Consider the following 4,359-nt stretch of genomic DNA (forward strand, 5'->3'; position numbering starts at 1 on the left):
AAACAGTTACCTTGGTGATCGAGGCTAATACTCGTTAAGGAACCTGTATCATATTCTTGACTTGCGCTCCATGTTACTGTCTGATTTTCAACATCGAGTTTCCCGACGCGATAATATAGGCGATCGCTACCGACATGAGTTTCTAAACAGTTACCTTGGTCATCGAGGCTAATACTGGTTAAAGCACCTGTATCGTATTCTTGACTTGCGCCCCAAGCTAATGGATGAATTATTTCTGAAACTGCCATAATTTTTTTGAAACTGCCATAATTTTTTTTCCAGGCAATCACCGGAGATTGTTATTTTCAGATTCCGGATGTTTCACAAGCCTTTTATCCTACAACCGATTTTAGCCACTTATGGGATTATTTCTGAATTTATTTTCCAAATATTAATTAAATATAGGACTTACGCACAAGTCACAGAATCATGAACCACAAACAGCAGCCTCTCTCCTTAGTAGAGCCAAAGAGACTATAGGTCTCTAGAAATCTTTCTTTCCCAATTGCAGGTTTTTCTTCTAAAAACAGGTTTGTAGTGAATAGCTTTCTCCTCAACTTGAGGCTTTCAGCTTCCACTACAAACTATAAACTACTCTGAACAATCAATCACCGGAAATACTTTATTTAGATTTCCTCAGTCTGGGGACCAATAGCGGGGATAGTTGATGCTGATTCTGACTTATCTGAGTTAGTGATGTTACTTCTGAGGTTATGCTTCAATTCGTCAGAGATGGGCAACTCTCTAATTTCTTTGAAAATACCACTGAGAGGTTCCTCTTTACTACGTTCTTTATAAACAGCAGTCAGTAGAGCCTCAATTCCATATCCTGCTAAATAGTCACCAACCAGAGTCACTATTCCCAAAACTGTTAGACCACCGAGCATACCGAATGGACCACCTAGTGTAGCTAAAATCAGAGGTATAGCCACATGGCGCTCCGCACCTGATACAGCCAACATGACGACTAGAATTACACCAGGTAGACCGAAAGATGCCAGCTTTTTGACAATTTCATCCATAATAATCACCTAAATAGATTAAACTAAAGAACTTGATTAAAGGGTTCTGTTGTTACCAACCCTGCTTATGAATCTTAGTTAAACCTAAGACAATTCACTTGCAGGTTTACCCTAAGTATACTCAGATAGATTTTGACAGTTCCCAGAAAATTTCAATTTCGGGAATTTTTGCTATGGCTACACTACGTCAGCAATCACCGAGAGAGCCAAAATGCCTCAAGGGTTAGTCTATGTAGCAGCATTTAAGATTACTTTACCCTTAGCAAGGGTACACAGACTACCAAAAGACGTTGTAGAAAGATTTCAGGAAACTCTGACTACGATTCCCACATTTTTTAGGCTATGTGGTGGAAGAATTTCCAGGCTGGAAGCAAGTGGCGGTAGAATATTTAGGGTCTTTTCTACCAGGGTTGTGGAGGCAGAATTGTCCACTCTTACTTACTTCGTTTTTTGTTTGCGCTCTATAGCGTTATAGTCATTTTAGCATTTTACGGCAGATAAAGTCGGTAATTCGCTGATATACCCTGAATAAAGCGCGGGGGCTTGACTAAGTAACGTCTCGTAGATTCAACAATTCTGTTTAATTTGTAGCTTCTTGCTAAAGTATACAAGATTTACCTGCATAAGTGTCAGTGATTTAATCTTGTATGCTTAATTTATCATTAAAATAATTTAAGCATTGTTTCGCCCTACCTTAGTAAACTGTGATTTTTCATAGCTGGGTTAGTCTGGGTCAAAGCTACTTTAAATTGTACTGAGTTTTTCTCCCAATTAAAGAGGAGTCCTATAGTACAATTAAACACGTTAGCTTTTACTTACTACATAAATAATTAAAAGTTGTAAATTTTCATCAGCCAGTGATGAATTTTACTTATACAGGACTTACGCAACAATTGCCGAGAATCTTGATTTATCAAACCGCCAACCCGCGCGCAGCGATGCCCGCAAGGGCTGTAGAACGCCAAGAAAAAGTAGATTATGCTTAAGTCCTATTATATCTTACCGCTTAAAGTATATTTGAATACTTTAACTAGTAAGTGCAGTCGTTAATCTTTAAATTGTGAATTAATTCTTGATAATTATGGACTACTTTATTGATGATTTAAATCAAGTTGCCAGTGTACGTCAACAAATCTCTGAGTGTTTAGCACAGATGTCTGAGACTCTAGCGCAATCTGAGGTTATGGGCAGTTTAAATTCAGATATAGAAAATATTAACTTAGCTAGCGAAAATCTCCATCGGGGTGTATTTCGTCTGCTAGTTTTAGGCGATATGAAACGGGGGAAAAGTACATTTATCAATGCTTTAATCGGCGAAAATGTCCTACCCAATGCAGTAAATCCCTGTACGGCAATTCTCACGATATTACGTTACGGCGAGCAGAAACAGGTCACTGTTTATTTTAAGGATGAACGAAGTCCTGAACAATTGGAATTTAAAGATTTCAAGGAGAAATACACTATTGATCCCAAGGAAAATAAAAAATCAGACAAACAGAAGCCTTCAGTATTTACTGGAGTGAGTCACGCGATCATGGAGTATCCATTATCCCTTTTATCTAAGGGTTTGGAAATTATCGATAGTCCAGGACTGAATGATACAGAAGACAGAAATGAATTATCCCTGGGATATATAAATAATTGTCATGCCGTTTTGTTTGTCATGAGGGCATCCCAACCCTATACATTAGCAGAACACCGCTACCTGGAAAACTATATTAAGGGTCGTGGGTTGACGGTGTTTTTTATAATTAATGGTTGGGATCAGATCCAAGAAGGAATTTTAGATCCAGATGATCAAGAAGAACTGCAAGCAGCAGAAATGCAGTTACGACAGTTGTTTGAGTCGAACTTATCACGGTACTGTGAAATTAACGGTGTAAATGTTTATTCTCAGCGAGTCTTTGAAGTTTCGGCCATTAATGCTTTGAGGAGGAAGATTAAGAATAAAGAAGCTTCCTTAGAGGGTACGGGGTTTCCAGAATTTTGGCGATCGCTAAATATATTTTTAACTCAGGATAGAGCGATCGCCGAACTACAACCAGCCTTAATTCTGGCACAGCAAACCTACAATAACATTCAAGCCGCCATTCAACGCCGACTTTCCTTACTAAATGAAGATGTTAGTGAAAGGAAACAGCGAATTAATTCCGTAGAACCAGAATTTCAAGAGTTGGGCATGATTCGTGATCAATTTCAACAAGAAATTATCACAGTTAGAGACATTCAAGCCCAGACAATTTCTGAATCCTTGCGTTCCTACATTCTGAATTTGAGTAGTACCTTTGAAGTTGACTTTTTGCAATACCAGCCAAGTTTACAGTTTTTCGACTTTTTGAATAAAGATAAACGGGAAGCCTTTAACGCAGCACTGAAAGAAGCCTTTGAGCAATACACCGCCGATAAAATCGCTGGGTGGACTTTGACTGTAGAACAAGATATGAATGCAGCCTTTGTCCAACTTTCCAGAAGTGCAGCCCAGTATGGTGCTACTTACAGCAAAGTCACACATCAAATTGCCAAGAAATTATCGGGAAAAGAACTAAAATTGACATCCCAGACAGATGATGAAGAAGCAGATTCACCAACTTGGACAAAATGGGCAATGGGGTTATTGTCTCTGTCTAGGGGTAACATTGCTGGTGTAGCTATGGCGCAAGTCGGCTTTGATTGGAAAAATATTTTACTGAACTACATCACAGCAATTGGTGTGAACAGTGTAACCACCAGCATCACCGGTGTATTCCTCGGCCCTGTTGGTTTGGCTTTGTTGGGTATGGGTATAGGCTTTCTCCAGGCTGATCAGGCGAGGCAAAAATTAGTACAGACCACGCAAAAGGAATTAATCAAATATTTACCACAAGTTGCAGAGGCATATTTACCCAGAATTCGCCAGGGGGTAGCAGAATGTTTTAATACTTACGAACGAGAAGTCATCGAACATATCAATAAAGATATCGCCGACAGAAAACAAGAGTTAGATAACTTGCTCGATGAAAAAATGACCCATGAAATTAATCTCCAATCCGAATCCCAGCGTTTGCAAGCAGTGGAAGCAGAAATTTACCAACAGCTACAGCAGATAGAAAAAATTTCTGGCGTTATTCTCCAAAAAACAGTAACTAAATAGCATTTGTTTTAAGTCTGTCATTTTAAAAAATCAGGGTTTTGACGTTGACATACTCCCCGCCCCAGAAGGGACAGGGATTATAGGATACTGGCGGAAAATGCGGACTCAAGCCCGTCTAACTTTTCCTCTCCTACTGGAAAATGCCCTCACCAGTTGGATTATTCCAAACTACCAGAGTTGGTTTTCTGACTTTAGGCTTCGTAGAAC

General features: G+C 39.2%; 3 protein-coding genes. 1 reads left to right on the top strand and 2 read right to left on the bottom strand.

Features of this window, described 5'->3' with window-relative positions; genetic code table 11:
• Positions 1-248, bottom strand: a 248-nt coding sequence (locus tag VB620_RS11895; protein ID WP_323196365.1) for a hypothetical protein, incomplete at its 3' end; no start/stop codon positions are given.
• A gap of 378 nt (positions 249-626) precedes the next feature.
• The gene (locus tag VB620_RS11900) at positions 627-1,022 is read right to left on the bottom strand and encodes a hypothetical protein (RefSeq protein ID WP_323196366.1); all 396 of its coding nucleotides are present in this window, start codon (positions 1,020-1,022) and stop codon (positions 627-629) included.
• 1,081 nt (positions 1,023-2,103) lie between these two features.
• Here VB620_RS11900 and VB620_RS11905 point away from each other — a divergent pair.
• Positions 2,104-4,152: a dynamin family protein gene (locus VB620_RS11905; protein ID WP_323196367.1), complete on the top strand. Its 2,049-nt coding sequence runs from the start codon at positions 2,104-2,106 to the stop codon at positions 4,150-4,152.
• Positions 4,153-4,359 lie beyond the last annotated feature (207 nt).

This window comes from Nodularia harveyana UHCC-0300 (assembly GCF_034931085.1).
Lineage (GTDB): Bacteria > Cyanobacteriota > Cyanobacteriia > Cyanobacteriales > Nostocaceae > Nodularia > Nodularia harveyana.